Below are 21,779 nucleotides of genomic sequence, written 5' to 3'. Positions count from 1 at the left end.
ACTAACGTATGGTTACTGATGAACTAGGGTTAAACCGCTTGGCAATGCGTCACCAAAGATACGTTTAGACTCATTGGCAGACAGCGCTTTCACTTCCGCAACGAGTTCAATCCAAGTCTCTGGAACTTTGCTTAGTTTTAGTTTTTCGAGTACTTGTTGGCGGTAATCATCGGAAATATCAAACAGGCGATCACCCGTTTTGCGGCAGATCATTACTGCAGCAAAGGCAATCATTGGTTCTTTTTGCCAATTTTGCTCCAGCAGTTTTGGTAACCATTGCTCAGCTTGTTCACGACTTACGACATTATGCTGGCTTCCGTACAACGGCGTACGAGAGGCTAGGCGGCCGAGTGCCCACCAGTGTGCTTGTTGGAACTGATTGTGGTTGATCGCTTTGCTTAAGAACCAACTGCTTAGTAGCACTTTATCTTCTACATCCAGATGTTCAAGTGACGCAGAAAGGCGAACCATCGATTCGTAACCCATATCTTGCGCCGCTTTTGCGCTTTGTGGGCTTTTCATCGCACCCGGGTGCAGGTATTTAGCGATATCAGCCAGAATAGTTTCTTGCTGCTCTTGATTTAAACCGCCAGCGATACGTCGCCAAAATACCCACCAGTCAGTCCAACCTTGGTGGTTCTTAAATTGAATCCCTTGTTGATAGAGACTCCAAACTTGCTCAATACGCCAAGCATCGGTGGCATCGCCAAAACCAGGGCGCAGCGCAAAACCAGCTAAGCGAAGCCAGTTTTTCTCATGCTGCTCTGAGCGACGACGACGCTTACGGCCGCCGGCAAACGCATCAAACAGTTGGCGTAGAGTAGTGAAGTCCCATTCATCACGCTGACCAAGGCGTTTTTCAAGATCTTTGGCCAGAGTTTTGATTTCGCTATTGTCACCGCTTTCTGTTACCACTGTGATGCGGGTGATCGCTCTTACTCTCCTAGGCGTGGGTGAAGGTTTTGTTCTTCTTCAACTGCTTGTTGATTGCGCACTTCAAATTCTAACGCCCAACGTTTGCTGTCATTCTGAGTCGAAACACATTCCATCTTAAGTGTACCGACTTCTGTTAACTGACACGCCAGCAACACTTCAACCCGCTCTTTTTGGTTGGCTTGCAGCTCGACACCTTCGCTATCGAGTGTGGCGATATACGGTGGTAGCGGTTGGAAAAGGTCAGGATCGACATTGACCATCACGCCGTTTTGAATTGCGGTTTGATTAGTCAGCGTGTCATGGGTTGATGTCAGCAGATTAAAGCGTACTGGTTCGCCAAGCGTGAGTGAAAAACGGCGGCCACTTAAGCGAATTTCTTGCCCCTCTTCGGTGCCTTTAGCCAGCAAACATAGTGCTTTACCAAGCTTGTTTTTCTCTTGCAGATGCAAGAAGTACGAACGTGCTGCTCCGCCACCAATTTTTAGCTGAGCACCACGGCGAGCTTTACCAAAAGCGACAGCGCCAAGTGCTACCGACCAATCTGGATGTGGGTTATCGAGTACAGTGATCTCACCACCGCGCCAGTTTTCGAGCAAGGTGGTGACTCGCTCAGTGATCAATTCACTGTTAAATACACCACCGTTAAGCAGCAAACCAACCGGAATAGCGGTTTGATTATCGCCTTCAATTCCTAATGCCGAGCGAGAAACTTGCTGATGCTGAGTTAAGAACTCCGCCACATGTTTACTGACTGCTGGGTCTGCGACGTAAGGCAGACCAAACTCGACCACAGCGCTGCGACGTTTGTCAGGCAGTTCCGTAAACTCACTGATTGGGAAAAAGCCATCCAGTGCGATTTGGTGCACTTCGGCTTTGTACAAATCAATACTTTTGGTGCCGCCAAGCAGCTTAGAGCCACTGCCGAGCATCGTGATCTTAACTTGCTCTGGTGCGTTGGCTGAAAGCAGGTTTTCTTTTGCTTTGCGCGTTTGCTGAATAAGCTTGGTTAAGCTCGCCGCATTGAGCTTCTTGTTTTGATTGAAGCGACTTTCCGCAAGGTGAGCTAGGGCCAAGTCGAGGTTATCGCCCCCGAGCATTAAGTGTTCACCCACGCCAATGCGGTTTAGGGCAAGTTCTTCACCATTATCGGTAGCAAAACTGGCTTCAATCAAACTCAAGTCAGTGGTACCACCGCCGACGTCACAGACCAAAATCAGTGGCAGCTGCTTAAGCTCGTCCGCAGCGGTTTGCTGGTGGCGAGCATACCAGTCGTAACATACTGCCTGTGGCTCTTCGAGCAACACAATACGCTCAAGCCCCGCCAGTTTCGCTGCTTCCAAAGTCAGTTTACGTGCGGTTTCGTCAAATGAAGCTGGCACGGTGACCACCACATCTTGATTTTCTAATTTGTTGCTTGGGTTACGGTAGTTCCATGCTTGGCGAATGTGGTTGAGATAGCTTGCGCTGGCAATTACCGGTGATACTTTGTCAACGTCAGTCGCACCTGCCCACGGCAGAATCTCTGAGTTACGGTCAACGGTTTGTGTGACAACCAGCTTTTAGCACTGGAGACTTGTCTACCTTCGACTTTGGCACCAAGTTCACGGGCCCATTCACCGATAATGACGTGTTCAATATCACCAGCAACGGGCTGATTTTGCCACGGTAGAGTTAAGTCATTGGGTGAGATTTGACCAATGGCGGGATGGTAGCGAAATGAAGGCAGCAGCGGTTTACGAACCACTTCGCCGGCGCCAATTAGTTGGTCGATGTCAAATAAGGATACTGGAGATTGTTGTAGGTCGTCGGTGATTTCACAGTAGGCGACCACAGTGTTGGTGGTGCCAAGGTCAATGCCGACGAGAAAACGAGGAGATGCCATTACAAACCTTCGTGTATTCGAAAAACGGCACCCAGTTGGATGCCGTTAGATTTAATTATTGTTCTTCGTTTGAGTCGCTTTTCGCATCTTCACGCACGTCGAATTCAACGTGCCATTTCTGACCATTGTCAGCGGCGATAGCCTCTAGGTACAAAGTACCGAGTTCGGTTACGCGAGATGCTAGAGTAACCGGTACCACTTCACCTTCACGGCGACCTTCAGATACTGGCAGCGTTACTTGAATTTCAGGTAGCTCTTCAAGCTCTTCTGGCGCCCAGTAATCAAGATGTGTACCGGCTAAATCGTCGCGACGTACAGTTGAACCGAAGAATTGGAAGTTCACTGGCTGACCGATGATCAAACCAAATTCTTGGCTTGGAACGTCAACACTTGAGCCTTCTTCCATACCAAACGGAGCCACACATAGTGCTTCCATTGGTGGAGCCATACCCGGAATCGCTGGCATCGCACTTTCAATACCCACGTAGTAGCTTGATGCGATACCACCACGAATACGCACGCCTTGGCCACGACGCACTGAGCCGTAGTATGAAGCGCCGCTCGCAACCGCAAGATCCAAATCGGTACCAGTTAGACGTTTCGGTAGCTCAGCGTCAGCATTGATTAGCCATTCACCAATCGTCTCTTCTAGACGGTTAGACAGTAGCGTTGATTTCAGGACACCACCGTTAAATAAAATCGCCGTTGGTTTGATGAAATCTGCTGTAGGCGTGTCACCGCCCATGCCTGGCATGCCCGCAAATGGGTTGTATTCTTGTGCTGGCGCACTATCGCCTGATAGAGCGTTCGCTTGTTTAGACAAGAAAGCCGCAATATGACGAGTAATGCCCGCATCTTGCGCATAAGGTAGACCCATTTGAGTCAATGCACCGCGACTACGTTGTACTGGATGCTCAGTGATCGCCACGATTGGGAAGAAACCATCGACTAATGTTTGCTGTACTTCTGCTTGAGTCAATTCAGTCTTTAGCGTTGCGCCAAGCAGTTTAGAGCCACGGCTTGGTACGACGATAGGCACAGAGTGGAGCTCTGCGTCATTTAGCAAGGCTTCTTTAGCGTCACGACAAGCGTGAGTCATTGCTTGCACTTGCCATGGTTGCAGCTCTTTGCCTTCTTGCGCCAATTTCATTTTTAGGCGGTAAGCAAGGGCGAGATCCATGTTGTCACCACCAAGTAGGATATGTTCACCTACGGCGATGCGGTTCAGTGTTAGGTTGCCGTCTTCTTCTGTTACTTCAACCAAAGAAAGGTCAGTAGTACCACCACCGATATCGACTACCAATACGATGTCACCAACGGTGACTTGGTCACGCCATTTGTCGCCGCTGTTATCGATCCAGTTGTAAAGTGCCGCTTGTGGCTCTTCAAGTAGAGTTAAGTGCGTAAGACCGATATTGCGCGCCGCTTCTGCGGTTAAATCACGGGCGGCAGGGTCGAATGATGCCGGTACAGTGATAGTTACATCTTGCTCTTGTAGCGGATCGTTTGGATGTGCATGGTTCCAAGCCGCCGTTAAGTGCTCAAGGTATAACTCAGTTGCACGCAGTGGCGATACTTTTTCCACTTCTTCTGGGCTACCAGCTGGTAGGAATGCATCACGACGATTGACGCCGCCATGGCATAACCATGATTTCGCACTCGCTACCAAACGGATTGGCGTTTTTGAACCAAGGTTACGGGCAATCGCACCGACTAACGCTTTTGGTTCAGTAGACCAAGGCAGAACGCGTGATGAAGGGTCCATCTCATGCTCATGCGGCTGGTATAGGAAAGAACCCAGTTGACTGCGTGTCTCAACCGTACCCGGTGCCGTTAGCTGAGGGATTGGCATCACCTCAACTTTCGCTTCTTCATCACGAGTATCTAGGAAAGACATCACACAATGCGTAGTACCTAAGTCGATACCAACGCTAAATGCAGGTTGGGTATTTTCAGTATTCATAGTATTTGCAACACTTGCTTGTTGGTATTCCATTAAAGCTCGACCTCAGCCGGAGCGATAACAGAAGCGTCGTAATTCTCAGCCAGTTTTGGCAACTTCATGTCTGTTGCTTTCCAGCCTTTGTGTACTAGCGTGCCGTTAAATGGCGCTTGACCAGTCACGTTGCCGGTTAGGCGAATTTGTTGTGGGTTAAAGCCTGCTTCTACGGTAATGCGAGTCTCTTCGTCTTCGTTGCGAATGTGCTCTAGCGTTACGTAATCAGCCAGTACTTTTTGGCCACCAGTGTGGATCACGCGAGCTGCTGCACCCACTTCTTCATCAGAAAATGCAGTTAGATCTTCTTTTAGGAAGTCAATTAGGCGCGCTTCTTGTTGCATGATAGACAATAGTTGCATCGCAGAGTCAGTGGTAGCTGTTGCAAGTTTTGATTCAACTTCAACTACCTTCTCGATCACTTTTTCAACTTCGACTACTTTTTCTACTTCAACAATCTTCTCGACTGGTTTTTCAACCTCAACGATTTTTTCAACTGGCTTTTCAACCACTTTCTCGATCACTTTCGTTTTGCGCGAAAGAGCAACGATAAGGAATAGAGCAGTGGTCGCTGCAAGAATAACGTGCAACATGTCGAAGGTTGAAGGAAACGTATGTAGATCGAACGTCATGACAATTCTCTTTCTAGGTTAGAGTGCAAATTTGGCTTGAGCGAAATTTGGGCATTAAGCCAGTAATCATAAGTAAATTGGGGTGGATGGTATCATATTCAAGCGAGGAATCTCGTGGAAAACGCATAAGAAACAGTATAGACAGCACTGGTTGGTTTGTTTTTAAACAATGAATTTTCTCACTGAGTAAGAAAACGTTGTTTGATTGCAACTTTTGGATGAAGTTTACACAATAAGTGATGTAGTCCTCGATAGGGAGAGAGTAGAATGATTGCTCTAGAACAATAAGAACATGCACTTCAGTGCGCGAGCATGAAAACGACAATTGACAAAAAGTATCTATACGCAGGTTTAACCTTTATCACTACCATTTTAGTGACGTTTAGCATCACCTTTTACGCGTACCAGCTGCAAAACAACTACAGTGAGCGTTGGTTCACTGGTATGGCTCAGCGACAAACAGAGATTCTTAAAGAGTTTGTTGATAATGATTTAGACCAAATCGGCGCAGGGGCTAACTTCTTCTACTCAGTTGATCCGAGCGAGTGGCCAAAATTCCCCACCTTTGCTCAACAATTGGTGAGATCGTCCAATACCTTGATTACCATGCAGTGGATGCAAAGAGTTGAGAAGCGTGATATTGACCAGTTTGTGGCTGAAGTTCGCCAGCAATATCCAGACTATCAGATTTACACCATTCCCAAAGATAAACCTCGAGTTGATGGTTACGTCCTAGAAAACAATGAACCTATTTTTGTTGCTCGTTACGTTTATCCAATCACCGCTCAAACGCGTCATACCCTAGGTTTTTATGATGCACGCTTGAGATTCCAATTGGTATTGGACAATATTCGTGTCCATCAGCAAGTTTCCGTTTCTGATAAAGTTCGCTTGTTGCAAGACAGTTTAGAAAAGACTGGCAAAAAAGATGGTATCTTGGTTTATCACCCAGTATTTGATTCCGAAAATAATCAGGAGTTGCTCGGAGTCGTAATCGGTGTGATTCGTACATCGTATTACTTTGAGAACTTGGTAAAACGTACGGTTTCTAGTAATCAGTTAGAGGTTCAAGTGAGAGATCTTGGCTTTGATGCTGAAGATGATCCGGTGCTATTTGAGAGTGCGAACTGGAAGGATAGTTATGGCTTTTCCGTGCAGACGATCATCGATCTGCCTAACCGTCAGTGGGCGGTTGAGTTTCGTTCAAACAAAAATATCACCGCTAACGATGAGTTCATTCTCGCCGCAATTGCCTCTGGTGGTGTCGTCATTGCCATTCTGCTGAGTTACATTGTTTTTCTACAAATTCGCGCACATTCCCATCTCGCCGATTCATTGAAAATTGTACAGAAGAAATCAGTTTCTTAGTTGAACATGATTCCTTGACGTCAATTTACAACCGCCGAGCGTTTAACCAATTTATCTCGCAAGCCATTATCGATGATAGAAGTTTTCGCTGATTGGCTTTGATATCGATGAATTTAAACAAGTTAATGATAGTTTCGGGCATCTTGGCGGCGACCAAATGCTATGTCATGTAGCGAATACGGTTAAAAATTGCCTAATTGGTGATGATATCGTCGCTCGTTTAGGTGGTGATGAGTTCTGTATCATCACCGCCATAACCGATAGAGGGCAATTAGAGGAATATCTTGAAGTTATTCGTCTTGCGATGATGCAAAATACGATATGTCTTAATGGTGAAGCCGCAACATGCAGTATTAGTATTGGTGCTGCAATTAGGGATCAAGAAGACGCAGAACAGATCATGCAACTTGCTGATGCCCAGCTATACATGAGTAAGAATGCTGGGCGAAATAGAGTATCAATCGCCTAACAACTGCGCGAACAGTATTGTCATGGTGCGTCCAGACTTGGGTTGTCAGCGGCTTTAGGCTAGAATTTCACTCTTTAGTTACAACCTTATCGGGCGAGTCATGAATCACAACCGAATCGTTTGTTTCGATCTAGAAATGTGCTGCTGGAATGAAAATGGTGTTGGTACGACCGGCGAAATCATTGAAATCGGCTTGGCAGAGATCGATCTAGTCAAAGGTGAAATTGTTAAACGCGCCCAATACTATGTAAAACCAGAGCAAGACGAAGTTTCTCTGTTCTGTGCGGAATTGACTGGAATTACCCCGCGCAAAATCGAGAAGCAGGGTCGTCCTTTAGCCGAAGTGATCAAATCAATGATTAAAAACTTCGGTGGTGCCAATAAAATTTACGCGGCATGGGGACGTGACGACCAAATTCTAGCGCAAGAGTGTGCCGCCAAAGGCTTGGAAATGCCATTCAACGAATACGTTAATCTTGCCACCTTGTACCGTATTCAGAACCGTCTTAAAGATAAACGAATTGGGCATAAAGCGGCGCAAGAAGCGAAGAATATCGAGTGGGAAGGGCGTCAGCATTCAGGCTACGTGGATGCTTATAATCTTGCCAAACTAGCGCTAACGATGCTTTAAATTATATTTCCTACCATAGAAGCAATAACATCAGACAGAAAGAACCCCACATTTACGTGGGGTTCTTTTTTATAGAAGGTTTGTAGTTAAGCGGTGCTTCACACTTTAAATTGTTGTACGGTTTTCAGTAGATCAAAGTTACGACCTTTAAGTTCGTTCGCATTTTCAGAGGTTTGTTCACCGTTACTGACCAAGGTATGCACCATATCTTGAATGCGCAGCATATTTTTGTTTATCTCTTCAGAAACCGTACTTTGCTCTTTAGCTGATGACGCGATTTGTGCTACTAGATTGTTGATGTCATTGGTAAATTGCATCATTGAGTCTAGAGAGCCATTAACGTCATGGGTCTGTTCTTCGTAAATCTTACAGCGATGCTTGGTATTTTCCATATTCGCTACCACAGCCGCATTACCAGCTTGTAATTTCGCCAGCATCTCGTTGATTTCCGAGGTGCTTTGTCGTGTGCGAGAGGCTAAGGCACGCACTTCGTCTGCCACTACAGCAAATCCTCGGCCTTGTTCACCTGCTCGGGCGGCTTCGATAGCGGCGTTGAGGGCTAATAGGTTAGTTTGCTCGGCAATGTCACCGATAACGACCAATGTATCGCCAATTTTCTGAGTATCTTTGCTCATTGCGATGATGGCTTCAGAAGTATTCTCTACTTCAGCAACTAACGCTTTTAAGCTCGTGAGTGCCTCTTGCATAACACGCTTTGACTGATTACTTGCATTATTTGCCGTTTCCGTGTGTTCAGCTGCAAGCTGTGCATCATTCGTCACCGTATCGGACGATGCGCTCATTTGATGTATCGATGTCACCATCTGATCCATCTCAGCTTGATGCGATTGGAATAAACGTTTGTTTTCCGTGGTTTGTTTTTCTAAGTGATCGATTGAGCTGCTGGTCTCATGACACGATTGAACGACATTTCCGACCAATTGTTGCAACTGAGCAATAAAGGTATTGATATCTTTAGAAATTGCGCCAAATTCATCTTGAGATTCAACATTCAGTCTCTGCGTCAAATCGGCTTCACCGCTAGCTAGATCACGCACGACGCGGGTTAACGATGCGATTGGTTTAAATAGAAGCTGAATTAATAGCATGCTTAGTGGAACCAAAGCTATCGCCGCGATGAGCAGTGCATAAGTAATTTTTTGGCTGACAGCCGCGGCGTTTTGTTCAGTATATTCTTGGTTAATATAAGCTTTGAGTGTCCAGTTTTTATCAAGCACTTTAATAGGAATAGATTGCTCAATTAAGTCACCTGGCTGCAGATTGGAGAAGACTTGGTTATTACTCGCATCATACAATTCCATGTAAGTGCCTGGAATTGCAGCACTGTTTAACGAATCGGTGAGGAACTGAAGGTTAAGTTCATAAATGGTGCCAGTTTCCGCATCTTGAGGCACGATGATTCGCACCATAGGTTTATTGTCGTGATAAAACACATCACTAATGACTAACTTACCATTGGTTGCGTTAAACATGTCTTTATAACGCTTTGCCGCTGCCTCGTCTTCATTCATGCCGTTTTTGTCAAAAATGATTCCGAAAGAGATTTTGATAATGTTGTTGAAATCAGTTTTGCTAATTGTGTTTGCGACTTGAAGTAGACTGACGTCTAGGGATTCCGCCAGTCGTATCGTGTCGGCAATATTTTGTGAAATACCACGGTCGATCAGTCGCATCTGAGCATTGATCGTTTGGCTTTCACTTGTTTCGATATAGTTTTCGATAAAGTGGTTGGCACTAATATAACTGGTGATGATGGTAACAGTGATAATACTTATTACCATACTGTAGAGTTTTGCCTTAAACGACACTGATTTCATTGTGGCCTATATCCGTATGTGATTGATTGGCAACATAATAGAGTGAGTTGTCGGAGCTGTATGTGATGTACCTACAAACAAAATGTAATGGTTTTATAGATTACATTTTGCAATAGAATTTAAGTTGGTGATAAACAAAGAAATACCTGCAGGGCAGGTTATTGTTAGGTTTGTCAGAATAACAACACAATGACTATTGATAGTAATGACAAAAAGATTTTGGTGTTGCTGATTTGAATGGATGGCTTGTCACTAGATAATTGATTCTATTGAGACACAGCTTAATTGGTGGTTAATCAATGAGCAAAAATAAAAGTCCCATCGCAATGAGACTTTTAATCAATATTGAGTGTTTGTGTTGTTACTGGTTACTTTTGCTATCAGTAACGGACAACTTGGCTCGAATGAACTCACTATGGTCGACGTACAAAAGTTCAGCGCTTTTACGAATCACCGCGTCTTCCAAAGGGTCAATTTCACCATCAGCGTGCGCAACTTCCCACATCGCCTGAATCAAGGCATAACGCGTTTCTTGGCTCAATTCACGCAGCTGCGAGGTAAACTCGTAAAGCGATGCTGACTGTTTAGCTTTCGCCTGCGCGCGGCTTAATAGCACCTCAGTTTGACTGGCATCTAATCCAAGTAATCGCCCGATAAGTTTGTGTTTTGCTGCCTCTTCGGTGGCATCAATTTGATGATCGGCACCTGCTACTTCGCACAGCAAACACGCAATTGCCAAGTTGGGGTCAGATTTATGCTGGTCGCTAAGGTCTTGTCCTTCCAGCAGTTGTTTAAACAGTTTGGTAATCGAATTGAGCATGATTCCTGTCACTAACTAGTTGCTTCATAGTGTTATAGATAGTGGTATTTGATTCAGATCACAAGTCCTGATCAATAGGAGGGAAAGAGACTCGCTCTCCTTCACCTGTCAAAATGGATATTTGACTGGGTTTACCGTGGCTATCTAATTTGAGTTCACCGATTGCACTACGGTTCACTAAGCGGCGTTTACCTGCTAAGTCAGGATCGCGTTTGAATACTTTTAAACGCTTGCGTTTGGTGAGGTAGTTGAGTGGTGATCGCGGTGAATAAAGTGCGCGGTCAACATGATCACATATCGCCAATAGCGGTTCGGGGAATTGGTTTTTAAATCCACTGCATGTGATTTGATAAATATTAGGGCTCGATTTTCTGAATCTTAGTTTGATGTCGTAAGCGAAGGAATAATGCACATCGCCAGACAATATAACAAAATTGCTTGGCGTTTTGGTGTGGGTGAAAATACTGAGTAGTGTGTTAGCACTGCCGGGATGAGCCATCCAGTTTTCTGCATCGATCAAAAGTGGCTGACCGAGTACGGTCATACTTTTTTGTAATGCCTCGATAAACTTCACCCCAAACATTGGTGCTGCCGAAACCACAATCACTTTGTCTTGATGCATGAGCTCTTGCTGAAACTCAATTAAGGCTTCCCAATCCATTAATCCTGAAGGCTTATTCATTCGAGATTCTGAGCGCCAGCGGCGTGTGCGTGTATCCAGTACCACCACTTTTGGTGAGCTTTCGATGGTGTAGTGCCAATGCTCAAACCGATACAAATATTGAATCAAATTATCATGGTGAGTCAGGGAATTTGGCTCCAACTCAGGAGCATCTAGGTATTGTTGAGCCAACTGCCATATTTCATTTGGGAAATTATCAGGCTCATTTCCCCAGCCTTGACATAACCAATAGGCGATGAGCCCGTTGCCGATAATTCGAGAGGCAAATGGGTTATTGTAAGCAGCGTGCTCCCATCCAACCGTGAGATTCCAATCATCCGTAATGTCATGGTCATCAAAGATCATGTAAGTCGGAATATGTGCCATTAAGCGTGCGGTAGCGGTTAGTCCATCAACAAAGTTATCGATCTGCGGTTTTTCTTGGTGCCACTGATGAATGGCAGCCTTTGACAGAGATTGCCCTGCATGAATAAACCCTTGCTGCTCGAGTCTTGACACATTGATGCATTGCCAGAGTGCTGGTGACCAAACCAGCAGGTACATAGCAATGAATTCGCTAAAGCTAATCAGATGATTTTCACATTCTCGCGAACTAAAAATAGGTGTGTATTTGGGCATGAATACACGATTGAGCCAGTGGCTGGTGTCGTTGTAGCTTGGCAGCAATTTATCACGGAGATAATAACAATAGGGATGATTCCGTAACTCTTGGCTTGAACGGATTGGCGCTTGATCAAAAACTTCGTCTCTTAAGCAGAGCAATTGACATACTTGATGGATGGCATCAAGCATTGGTCCTGCCACATGATCGGCATAAATTTGATCGCCACTCATAATGAGCATATCTGGACGTTGGGACAGCTCTTGCTGTGAGACGTTGAGATCGGCTTGAACCAAAGCGTCTTTGGATGGGTGATGTGGATTGCGACAAGAGCCATGCAGTACGTAATCGGCTTGAGTAGAGATTCTAAAAGTCGGCCTTGACTCACCGGCATAGAGCAATTCTGACTGCAGCGCTGAGAGGTTGCCGTATTGTGTGGTGAAATCGTAACTTAGGGCTACGTTAGCTGGAAACTGACCGCAAAATTGGGCTAGTACGAGATAGGCATGTTGACCCAAGCGTAATTGCTGGCATTTAGCCAGCGATGCCGTAAAAATCACCGCATTGTCGGCTTCCGCATAAAGATTAAAATCACCGTGCAAGGGCTCGCGAGTTACGAGCCAAAATACTAATTGTTTGGTTGTGGTTTTTCTAAGTAGCGGGCCAGCTAAAACCAGCGGAAGTTGGGAGGTGTCGCTCATTATTGACTCAAATTCAATCAATTATATCAGCCGATTATGTCATATACCCAAGTAACCTCAAGAAGCTTGCAGTTGTTAACCGTGGCTGTGCATGAACTTAGGTCAATGATAAGGGTTCAGAATCCTGAATTTTGACGTCACTTTGGTATTGTTTTTCTTCTTCAGCGATGGTGAGTTGTTCGCTTTCATCAAGCGCTTCGATAAATTCACAACTGCCCAGTTCATGACCGAGCAAAAAGAGATTAAGTAACGCATCGATTTTGTCATTATCTTCAATCTCGGCCAGCATAATCCGCGTTAGCGTGTTTCGAATGACGTCAATCTCGTGCTCAACGAAGCCTCGCGCTTCTTCACCTTGGATCTCATCAGGGGCGTTATCAAATTCGAGAAACAGCATGTCATCAACGACCGACGTCGAAATCAGTTGCTCTGGTAACCACTCATCACCAGTGACGACGTTTAAGTCATCAGTATTGGGAAGAGTTTCAAGCAAATTCTTTAGTTCAGAAATTTTCACGTTTTTTAGTAAGCAGAGATTGTATACTTGTATAATAACGTCGTATCTGTTGGAAACATAAGAACAAAGTCGCTGATTCAATAAATTGCTGCCTGTTTTGATTAAAAAAATGACAAATTTCTACTCGCCTCCAATTTTTCGTCTTGCTATCTGTGCTTGGAGCACTTTTTCTTTCACTGCTTATGCCGCTCAAGCGGAGCAGGAGTGGGGAATTGCGGCCATGTATAGAGTCGCGTCGGTACCTTTTGACACCACGATTGGTGATCAACGCGTTTCGACTTTCGTGCCAATGATGTATTTCGGCAATGATTATGTGTTTATCGATGGTCTCGAAGGAGGCATTCATGTTGCGGCATGGGAAGATAAGCGCTTGGAGTTGAATGCATTAACGCGCATGCGCTTTGTTGACCTGCCTGCATCGGTGCAAAATGCTAATCAAGGGGACACAGCCGATTTTGGTCTGCAATTACGCCAGAAACTCAATGACACTTGGCACCTTGATTGGGAATTGATGGCTGATGAAGCCTTTAGGATGCACGCCAATTTGCGTGCTACCGCAGAATACGAATTTGGCGACTGGCAACTGGAACCCCAAATGACGTTGCGCTACAAGGATGCCGATTTTAACAGTCGCTACTACGCTTTTGACCAGTTCAGCGGGCAAAATATAGGTGCGGGGGTGGATGTCAATCTAGGGGTGGAAGCTCGTTACCATGTCACTTCAAATCTCTATCTGCTTGGTTCAACGAGTGTGACACGCCTAGATGATAATGCATATAGAGCCGTCGGAGTCGATGATCGCTACGAAGCGGAAGTGATGTTTGGTTTTGGTTTCTTTCCTGATAAATCGCAACCACGTAAATCTGAACTAACTAATCAACGTTATGTTCGTATCGCACATGGTTGGGCGACGCCTTCTAATATCGGCGATATCTTTTCTTTCGCTCGTGAGAAAGATCCTTTCAATAACCAGATGACCTCACTGTTTTATGGTCACCCGTTAACCGATGAGTTATTTGGTTATCCTGTTGACATCTATTTCACACCGGGCATCGCACATCATTGGTCATCTCAGGTGCAAGATTCGAGCACCGAATATATCGCGGCAATTAAGGCGTATTTTAATTTTGATTGGCCAATACGCTGGCGTTTTGGTGTTGCGGAAGGGTTATCTTATATCGACCGGATCACTTATATCGAAGCGAGTGAAATGGAGCGCAAAGGCTATACACCAAGCCATCTATTGAATTACTTGGACTTCTCGCTGGATGTCAACGTTGGTGATTTGTTCAATCAATCTGATTGGCAACATGTTTGGTTTGGTTATTCACTTCACCATCGCAGTGCGATATTTGAGAAAGCCTCACAATTTGGCCGAATTAAAGGTGGCAGTAATTACAACACGCTTTACCTTCAGTTTGATTTTTAACCAACAAGTTGCTGCTTGATGAGATATCCATAGCATCAACGCATGTTGATAGGCGAAGTTGTGATACAATCTTCGTAGTTTTGATAAGAAAAAATAATAGGACACGCTTTGACTTCGTCACAGCCGAATAAAGATTCTCTGCCAACGCAAAAAGCACAAGCAAACAGTGCGGCTTCTTTGCGTAAGGCATTAGAACAATGCATGCTGCGCGACCGCTTCCGTTTGAGTAAGCGCATTGCCGGCGCAAGTAAAATTAAGAAAGATGCGGCACGTAATGCCGTGTTTGATGAGATCGCATTAGATATCGCTCAATCGATGATGGAAGTCGAGCAGCGCAGTGCGCAGCCAATCACGATTGAATATCCAGAACTGTTACCGGTTAGCCAGAAAAAAGACGATATTGCTAAAGCAATTGAAGAGCACCAAGTAGTGATCGTTGCGGGTGAAACGGGTTCAGGTAAAACTACGCAGTTGCCAAAAATTTGTGCAGAGCTTGGCCGTGGCAAATTTGGTCTGATTGGTCACACGCAGCCTCGCCGTCTTGCGGCTCGCTCTGTTGCCAGCCGTATTGCCGAAGAGATGCGCACTCAGCTTGGTGAATTTGTTGGTTACAAGGTTCGATTCAACGATCAGATCTCCGAAAACACGCAAATCAAGTTGATGACAGACGGTATCCTACTGGCTGAAATTCAGCACGACCGTTTTCTGAATCAATACGACACTATCATTATCGATGAGGCGCATGAACGTAGCCTCAACATCGACTTTATTCTTGGTTACCTAAAAGAGTTGTTGCCACGTCGTCCAGACCTAAAAGTGATCATCACTTCGGCAACTATTGACCCAGAACGTTTCTCTAAGCACTTCAACAATGCACCAATCATTGAAGTGTCTGGTCGTACTTATCCGGTTGAAACTCGCTATCGTCCGCTTAGCGGAGAAGGCGATGACGATCGTGATCAGCTAGAAGGCATCTTTGAGGCGGTAGATGAGCTGTGTGATGAAGGTTACGGCGATATCCTGATCTTTATGAACGGTGAGCGCGAGATTCGTGATACTGCCGATGCATTAGCGAAACGTAACCTTAAGAGTACGGAAATTGTGCCGCTGTACGCTCGACTCTCAGCCGGCGAGCAGAACAAGATTTTCCAACCTCATGCAGGGCGTCGCATTGTACTGGCAACGAACGTAGCGGAAACCTCACTAACGGTACCAGGCATCAAATATGTCATTGACCCAGGTACCGCGCGCATTAGTCGCTACAGCTACCGTACTAAGGTACAACGTCTGCCAATCGAGCCAGTATCACAAGCGAGTGCGAATCAACGTAAAGGCCGTTGTGGTCGTGTTGAAGAGGGTATCTGTATTCGTCTTTACTCAGAGGCTGATTTCAATTCTCGCCCTGAGTTTACCGATCCAGAAATTCTGCGTACCAACTTAGCTTCGGTTATTTTGCAGATGACAGCATTGGGTTTGGGTGATATCGAAGCCTTCCCATTTGTTGAAGCGCCAGATAAACGCAATATCCAAGATGGTGTGCGCCTGCTTGAAGAGTTAGGTGCGATTAACGCTGAAGCGAAAGATCCGAAGAAACGTTTAACACCGGTTGGCCGTCAGTTAGCGCGTCTGCCGATTGACCCACGCCTAGCGCGTATGGTGCTTGAAGCACCAAAATATGGTGCACTCAAAGAAGTGATGATTGTTGCGGCGGCGTTGTCTATTCAAGATCCACGCGAACGTCCAAGTGATAAGCAGCAGTCTTCAGATGATAAGCATCGCCGTTTCTTCCATGAAGATTCCGACTTCTTAACCTTTGTTAATTTGTGGGATTACATTCAGAAACAACAAAAAGAGCTGAGCAGTAACCAATTCCGCAAACAGTGTAAGCTCGATTACCTCAACTACTTGCGTGTCCGTGAGTGGCAAGATGTGTACTTCCAAATTCACCAATCAATGCGTGAGATGGAATTCAAGCTCAATACAGAAGCGGCGAGCTACCAAGGCGTTCACACGGCGATTTTAGTCGGTTTGCTATCTCATCTTGGTATCAAAGACCAAGAGAAGAACGAGTACCAAGGTGCACGTAACGCACGTTTTCATATCTTCCCTGCATCGGGCTTATTTAAGAAGCAGCCTAAGTGGGTCATGTCGGCGGAATTGGTCGAAACCTCAAAGCTTTGGGGCCGTATTATCGCCAAGATCCAACCAGAATGGATTGAGCCACTTGCTAAGCATCTTATCAAGCGCAGTTACAGTGAGCCTCACTGGTCGAAAAAACGCGCGGCGGTAATGGCGTACGAAAAAGTGATGCTGTACGGAGTGCCGATTGTTGCAAAACGTTTAGTGAACTACGGTAACATCGACGCGAACGTGAGTCGTGAACTGTTCATCCGCAGTGCGCTGGTGGAAGGTGAGTGGGAAACCAAACACGCTTTCTTCAAACAAAACCGTAAGCTACTACAGGAAGTTGAAGAGCTTGAGCACAAATCACGTCGCCGCGATATTTTGGTGGATGATGACGAGCTGTTTGATTTCTACGATCAACGTGTTGGCACCGAAGTGGTGTCGGGTAAACACTTTGATACGTGGTGGAAGAAAGCCTCTAAAGCGACCCCTGAACTGCTGAACTTTGAAAAAGAGATGCTGTTTAGAAACGATGCTAGCCATGTAACTGATTTGGATTATCCGAACTTCTGGCATCAAAACGGTTTGAAACTTAAGTTGAGCTACCAATTTGAACCAGGTGAAGATAGTGATGGTGTCACGGTACACCTGCCATTGCCGATCTTAAACCAAGTTGAAACTGCTGGCTTTGATTGGCAGATCCCAGGGTTGCGCCATGAGCTTGTGGTCAGCTTGATTAAGTCGCTGCCAAAAACGTTACGTAAGAATTTTGTGCCAGCGCCAAACTACGCCGATGCCTTCTTAGCGCGTGTCACAGCAATGGAAATGCCGTTGCTTGATGCGATGGAAAAAGAACTGCGTCGCATGACTGGCGTGGAACTGTTGCGTGACGATTGGAACTTAGAGCAAGTACCAGAGCACCTTAAAGTGACGTTCCGTGCGGTTGATCATCGCAATCGCAAGCTCAAAGAGCACAAAGATCTGCATGAGCTCAAAGAAAGTCTGAAAGATAAAGTACAAGAGACGCTTTCAAAAGTCGCGGACGACGATATCGAGCAGCAAGATTTGCATACGTGGAGCTTTGGTGAATTGCCTAAAGTCTACCAGCAAAAACGTGGTGGCTATGACGTAAAAGCCTACCCTGCGATTGTTGATGCCAAAGACAGTGTGCAAATTAAGCTCTACGAAACCGAGCAAGAGCAGTTGTCTGCGATGCAAGCAGGTCAACGCCGTCTGGTATTGCTAAACGTGCCATCGCCAATTAAGTATTTGCATACTAACTTGCCGAATAAGTCGAAACTGGGTTTGTACTTTAACCCGTATGGCAAAGTGATGGATCTGATTGATGACTGTATCGCTTGTGGCGTCGATAAGCTTATCGAAGAGCAGGGTGGTTTGGTGTGGCAAGCAGATCAGTTTGAAGCAATGAAAGAGCACATTCGCGCTGAACTGGGTGATACCGTTGTGGATATCGCCCAGCAAGTAGAAACGATTTTGACCACGGCTTTCAATATCAATAAGAAGCTGAAAGGTCGAATTGATTTCACTATGGCGTTTGCATTGTCAGATATCAAAGCGCAAATCGAAGGTTTGATTTTTAAAGGCTTTGCGACGGAATGTGGCTGGAAACGCCTGCCTGATATTCTGCGTTACATGCGCGCCATTGAGCGCCGTATGGAGAAGTTACCAATCGATCCAAACAAAGATCGCCTTCATATGTTGAAGATTGAGTCGGTCGTGAGTGACTACAAAGAATTGCTGAACAAGATTCCTAAAGGAATGGCTATTCCTGACAACGTGAAAGAGATTCGTTGGATGATTGAAGAGCTGCGCGTGAGTTTCTTTGCTCAGCAACTCGGTACGCCGTATCCAGTGTCGGATAAGCGAGTTCAGAACGCGATCGACGCTTGTTAAACTCCTGATGTAAAAGCCCCTATGTGGGGCTTTTTTATACCGTTCATCAATGCGGTATAAAAATTGCTTATTGTCCCAACAATGGCAAATGTGTCAGAGAATCGGCAATAGGTTGCCGAGCTCGGAAATAATAATAAGAGAAGGTTAATTATGAAAAGACACTACTCGCGTTAGCACTGTTAGGCGCATCTGCGACAGCTTCGGCTGATTCTTGGATTTACGGCGGTGTAAACGTTGGTCAATCAGACTTTATGGGTGATGAGACAACCTCATACGGCGTACATGCTGGTACAGGTATTCTGCCGCTGATTGGTCTAGAAGTGGGTTACCAAAACCATGGCGAATTTAAACGCCACGGTGTGACATTTGATGCGGATTCAGTTTACTTTGCAGTAAAACCAAGCATCGACTTCGGTCCTTTGCATGTTTATGCGAAAGGTGGTCTGCATAAGTGGGACGTAAGTTCTAATGTTGCTGGTCTGTCAGATGATGATGTGGATCTAATGTACGGTGTAGGCGCTGAGTATTTCCTATTTGGACCAGTTTCAGTTGGCGCAAGCTACAACATTTTTGAAATGGATAAAGAAGAAGTGAAAACTCTGTCTCTTAACGCGACATTCCACTTCCTATAATCAAATCAACGATATTTAAGCCCAGCAATTGCTGGGCTTTTTTCTATTCGCATTGGGTGACGATACAAGCGCTCGCCAGTTGGTCGTATTGCTGCTGCATCACATTGAGAAAGTGATCTGCGTTATTAAATTTATCAATACCGTCGCCGATGATGACATCACAATTAAATGGAACAAACATGGCAGTCCCTTTGGGTAATGCTCTGCCTAACCCTCGCATGACTACAGGTAGTACTTGGCAGTCAGTATGGCCTTGCATGAGGTGAAATATGCCTTTTTTTAATCCACTCATGACTTCCGGCTCTCCACGACTTCCTTCTGGAAAAATAAGCAATATATCACCTTGGTTAAGCGCTTGATGGCACTCATCAAAAATCGCACTGCGTTGAGATTTACTAGGTGAGCGTTGAATCGGAATAATACCGAGCACGTTTAACGACAGCCAAGCAGTAAGGCGATTTTTTAGGAAGTAATCAGCGGCGGCGACAGGACGAACTCGGTGAACCATGCTGATCGGAAAGAGAGCCAGCAACACCAACGTATCTAAGTGGCTATTGTGGTTGGCCGCAACGATAATTGGGCCTTTGTTTGGCAGATTCTGTCGATTAATAATGTTCAGCCCTAATCCGACAAAGATCAACGGTTTTACCAACAATAAAACAAACAGAAACTTGAATATCTTCAATGTCTTACCCTTAGTAATAGAGATAGTAGATATAGTGGAAAAAGAGTGGGGCGGTAAACATCAAGCTATCGATTCTATCGAGGATTCCACCGTGGCCCGGAATGAATTGACTGGTGTCTTTAATCTGAAGATCACGTTTGACGGATGAGATCACGAGATCGCCGATAAAGCCACTAAAGGCGATGATCATTCCAGCAACTAACCCTTGCTCTGCGGTCAAAGGCGTGAGATAGGGCGCCGCAAAATAGCTGATCACAATGACTGTTCCCGCACCACCGACAAACCCTTCCCAGGTTTTATTAGGGCTGACTTTTGGCACGATTTTATGTTTACCAAATGACTTACCCCATACGTATTGGCACACATCATTGAATTGGGTGAAGACCAACAAAAATAGCAACATTCCCATAGAGCCAGCGTCAGGATTTTTGCTTTCCAATACCAATAGATACGCCATATGGCTGACACAAAATACCGTCAACATCAGTGCCCAATGGATAATTCCAGCAGAACGAATAAAACCTTTGGTATCGCCAATTAGCACCGCAACCATCGGGAGGTAGAGAAACATGTAAACGGGAATAAAGATGATGTACATTCCGTACCATTCAGTCGCTAACCAGTAGTACTGAAAAGGAATAGAGAGGTATGCCCAGAAAATGACTCGGCGGTCGGTCATACGCGTAGGTACTATCGATAAAAACTCTTTAAGCGCCATAAAACTCAAGAAAGCGACGAACACTAAGGTATAACGAGTGGGTAAGGCAAGCGCCACGAAGACGATACCGATCATCCACCACCATGAGCGAATGCGTAATTTTAACTCTTGATAGTTATTTTCGGGCTTAAATCGAGACAAAAACAGATAGCTAGCAGTACCAAAAGTCAGCACTCCAACAATAGCAATCATCATGTGCAAAGAATGTACTGGAATATTAGCCATGCTTTGGCTCCTTGCGATTGCCTAATGATTCCTCATTGACTAGGTTTTGTTTAAATCGAAAGATAGACTGTAACCGTCGCCAGCAGGTGACGACACAGCCTACCGCCATAATCATCATTGCGAAATCAAACAGATATTGGCTTAGAGAGGGCAAGATTTCACTCCAAGTCAACAGCATTAGCGTCAATGAGCTGCCGGTAAGCAACGCCATTCGGTGCTGCTTGGCCATAGGGCCGCGGAAGTCGGCAGGGCATCCCATGCTAACGCCAAGAACTCGAATGTATGCGGTTAACACCGCCAACAGCGCCGCTATCCAGGCCAAGGTCATGCCAAATTGGGAATGAGTAAGCAGCCCTGCACCTAGGATGATGATAGGATCGGCGAGCCGATCGGGAACATCGTTAAATAGCTCTCCAGCGGGTGTTTTTTTCCCACCTTCAACCGCAACCATGCCGTCAAATAAGTTGCAGAGTAAGCGCATTTGAATCGTGATGGCGAATAGCAATAACAGCAACGGGTTGGGATAAAGTGCATAAGCTGCACATACCAATAAACCCATAAGTGCAAACACCACACTCATAATGGAAATTTGGTTGGGGGAAATGGACTTTTGGCTTAAATATACGGCTATTTTTCGTGTGAGAGAGATATCGCGCACGGCCAAAGGTCGACGATTGGTTTCTTGTTGATCATCCATAATCAAAATTTGTCGGTTTTAAGTTGTCTTACTATACCGATTTGACCTTGTGCTTAAAAAAACCGTTTGTAAAAAAGTGTGCTGCCTCGAAAGCTCATTCGGTTGGTCAAGCTGAGATACGTGAAAAACGTAATTTTCTAACGTTATTGATAGGCATTTTCAGTGCAAACTTAATTCGAGATGATAATTTTGTTAGGCTCGTCGAAAAAGTGGACTGTGTATGACTATCATGGTGCTTGGGTTGTGATTAATATACTCATTAGATTTGAGTGCCGTGGTTTG

General features: G+C 45.4%; 15 protein-coding genes and 1 pseudogene. 6 read left to right on the top strand and 10 right to left on the bottom strand.

Annotated features, from left to right (window positions below):
• Window positions 1-12 precede the first annotated feature (12 nt).
• The 3 genes and pseudogenes from Vt282_RS08260 to Vt282_RS08250 all read right to left on the bottom strand — a co-directional run bounded on the left by Vt282_RS08260 (window position 13) and on the right by Vt282_RS08250 (window position 5,446).
• Window positions 13-2,818, bottom strand: a pseudogene (locus tag Vt282_RS08260) (Hsp70 family protein).
• Between the two features lie 55 nt (window positions 2,819-2,873).
• Complete coding sequence (locus Vt282_RS08255) at window positions 2,874-4,814, bottom strand: Hsp70 family protein (protein WP_162063112.1); 1,941 nt, start codon at window positions 4,812-4,814, stop codon at window positions 2,874-2,876.
• Complete coding sequence (locus Vt282_RS08250; RefSeq protein ID WP_162046135.1) at window positions 4,814-5,446, bottom strand: DUF2760 domain-containing protein; 633 nt, start codon at window positions 5,444-5,446, stop codon at window positions 4,814-4,816. Before Vt282_RS08250 ends, Vt282_RS08255 begins: the two co-directional genes overlap by 1 nt.
• A 312-nt stretch (window positions 5,447-5,758) precedes the next feature.
• Here Vt282_RS08250 and Vt282_RS08245 point away from each other — a divergent pair, with 312 nt between their 5' ends.
• The 3 genes from Vt282_RS08245 to Vt282_RS08240 all read left to right on the top strand — a co-directional run bounded on the left by Vt282_RS08245 (window position 5,759) and on the right by Vt282_RS08240 (window position 7,914).
• Window positions 5,759-6,814 (top strand): CHASE domain-containing protein, encoded by a 1,056-nt coding sequence (locus Vt282_RS08245; protein ID WP_332057927.1) that lies wholly within the window; start codon window positions 5,759-5,761, stop codon window positions 6,812-6,814.
• A gap of 88 nt (window positions 6,815-6,902) precedes the next feature.
• The gene (locus tag Vt282_RS21495) at window positions 6,903-7,283 is read left to right on the top strand and encodes a GGDEF domain-containing protein (protein WP_332057959.1); all 381 of its coding nucleotides are present in this window, start codon (window positions 6,903-6,905) and stop codon (window positions 7,281-7,283) included.
• A gap of 100 nt (window positions 7,284-7,383) precedes the next feature.
• Window positions 7,384-7,914, top strand: a complete 531-nt coding sequence (locus tag Vt282_RS08240; protein WP_162046137.1) for a 3'-5' exonuclease — start codon at window positions 7,384-7,386, stop codon at window positions 7,912-7,914.
• A 98-nt stretch (window positions 7,915-8,012) separates the two neighbouring features.
• On the opposite strand, the gene Vt282_RS08235 is transcribed toward Vt282_RS08240, so the two are convergent.
• The 4 genes from Vt282_RS08235 to Vt282_RS08220 all read right to left on the bottom strand — a co-directional run bounded on the left by Vt282_RS08235 (window position 8,013) and on the right by Vt282_RS08220 (window position 13,073).
• Complete coding sequence (locus tag Vt282_RS08235; RefSeq protein WP_162063111.1) at window positions 8,013-9,716, bottom strand: methyl-accepting chemotaxis protein; 1,704 nt, start codon at window positions 9,714-9,716, stop codon at window positions 8,013-8,015.
• 397 nt (window positions 9,717-10,113) lie between these two features.
• Window positions 10,114-10,572 carry a tellurite resistance TerB family protein gene (locus Vt282_RS08230; RefSeq protein WP_162047537.1) on the bottom strand — a complete coding sequence of 153 codons (459 nt, stop codon included), beginning with the start codon at window positions 10,570-10,572 and terminating at the stop codon, window positions 10,114-10,116.
• A gap of 58 nt (window positions 10,573-10,630) precedes the next feature.
• A complete protein-coding gene (locus Vt282_RS08225; RefSeq protein ID WP_162063110.1) occupies window positions 10,631-12,556 on the bottom strand; it encodes a metallophosphoesterase family protein in 1,926 nt (641 codons plus the stop codon).
• A 97-nt stretch (window positions 12,557-12,653) separates the two neighbouring features.
• Window positions 12,654-13,073 (bottom strand): VC1380 family protein, encoded by a 420-nt coding sequence (locus Vt282_RS08220; RefSeq protein ID WP_162063109.1) that lies wholly within the window; start codon window positions 13,071-13,073, stop codon window positions 12,654-12,656.
• 109 nt (window positions 13,074-13,182) lie between these two features.
• Between Vt282_RS08220 and Vt282_RS08215 the strand changes: the two genes are divergently transcribed.
• From Vt282_RS08215 to Vt282_RS08205, 3 genes are all read left to right on the top strand, one after another.
• Window positions 13,183-14,502 carry a MipA/OmpV family protein gene (locus Vt282_RS08215; protein ID WP_232055038.1) on the top strand — a complete coding sequence of 440 codons (1,320 nt, stop codon included), beginning with the start codon at window positions 13,183-13,185 and terminating at the stop codon, window positions 14,500-14,502.
• Window positions 14,503-14,610: 108 nt separating this feature from the next.
• Window positions 14,611-18,540 carry an ATP-dependent RNA helicase HrpA gene (gene hrpA, locus Vt282_RS08210; protein ID WP_162063108.1) on the top strand — a complete coding sequence of 1,310 codons (3,930 nt, stop codon included), beginning with the start codon at window positions 14,611-14,613 and terminating at the stop codon, window positions 18,538-18,540.
• Window positions 18,541-18,716: 176 nt separating this feature from the next.
• The gene (locus Vt282_RS08205; RefSeq protein ID WP_162063714.1) at window positions 18,717-19,172 is read left to right on the top strand and encodes an outer membrane beta-barrel protein; all 456 of its coding nucleotides are present in this window, start codon (window positions 18,717-18,719) and stop codon (window positions 19,170-19,172) included.
• A gap of 43 nt (window positions 19,173-19,215) precedes the next feature.
• Here Vt282_RS08205 and Vt282_RS08200 read toward each other — a convergent pair whose 3' ends face one another.
• From Vt282_RS08200 to Vt282_RS08190, 3 genes are read right to left on the bottom strand one after another with little or no spacing between them, the layout of a single operon-like run.
• Window positions 19,216-19,857, bottom strand: coding sequence for a lysophospholipid acyltransferase family protein (locus Vt282_RS08200; protein ID WP_162063107.1), 642 nt, complete (start codon window positions 19,855-19,857; stop codon window positions 19,216-19,218).
• Window positions 19,858-19,867: 10 nt separating this feature from the next.
• A complete protein-coding gene (locus Vt282_RS08195) occupies window positions 19,868-20,800 on the bottom strand; it encodes a phosphatidate cytidylyltransferase (protein WP_162046145.1) in 933 nt (310 codons plus the stop codon).
• Window positions 20,793-21,497, bottom strand: coding sequence for a CDP-alcohol phosphatidyltransferase family protein (locus Vt282_RS08190; protein ID WP_162063106.1), 705 nt, complete (start codon window positions 21,495-21,497; stop codon window positions 20,793-20,795). The genes Vt282_RS08195 and Vt282_RS08190 overlap by 8 nt, the downstream gene beginning before the upstream one ends.
• Between the last annotated feature and the right edge of the window lie 282 nt (window positions 21,498-21,779).

It is taken from the genome of Vibrio taketomensis, from assembly GCF_009938165.1.
Taxonomy (GTDB): Bacteria; Pseudomonadota; Gammaproteobacteria; order Enterobacterales; family Vibrionaceae; genus Vibrio; species Vibrio taketomensis.
Note: the sequence above shows the minus strand (reverse complement) of the source record. Positions and strands in the feature narration are given on the sequence as shown.